General features: G+C 47.3%; 1 protein-coding gene. It reads left to right on the top strand.

The genetic code is table 11. From position 1 onward, the window contains the following. A partial coding sequence (locus tag N483_RS25055; protein WP_196764433.1) for an SdrD B-like domain-containing protein occupies nucleotides 1-601 on the top strand: 601 nt, incomplete at both ends.

A 601-nucleotide genomic window follows, 5' to 3' on the forward strand; every position in this document is an offset into this window, starting at 1 on the left:
GGCCTTCGCGCTTCTAACTCATCGGGCTACACCGTTACTCAAGGTACAACTGACTATGTTGAAGGCCAAGATTATTTTGGAACAGCTGCGGATCAGTTCGGCTCAAACAGTGAGATCAAAGTGGTACTGGGTGAGCAAGCAGCACCTGAGCTTATCTTCACTGAACAACTTAACACTGGCGACAAATCCATATCAGGTCGCGTATTTGTTGATATCAACCAAGATGGTGCTAACAACGGGAATGACTTTGTCCTTGCGGGGATTGAGATCCAGCTGACAGGTGAGGATCTTTACGGTGAAGCGGTGAATCTGCGCACCACAACGGATGCAAATGGCACGTTTAACTTTACAGGACTTCGCGCTTCGAACTCAGCAGGCTACACCATCACGCAAGGCGCAACAGATTATGTTGAAGGGCAAGATTACTTAGGTTCATCGGCTGATCAGTTTGGCTCAAACCGTGAGATCAAAGTGGTACTGGGTGAGCAAGCAGCGCCTGAACTTATCTTCACTGAGCAACTAAGCACTGGCGACAAATCAATATCAGGTCGTGTATTTGTTGATATCAATCAAGATGGCACCAACAACGGTAATGACTTTG

It is taken from the genome of Pseudoalteromonas luteoviolacea NCIMB 1944 (assembly GCF_001625565.1).
Classification (GTDB): domain Bacteria; phylum Pseudomonadota; class Gammaproteobacteria; order Enterobacterales; family Alteromonadaceae; genus Pseudoalteromonas; species Pseudoalteromonas luteoviolacea_F.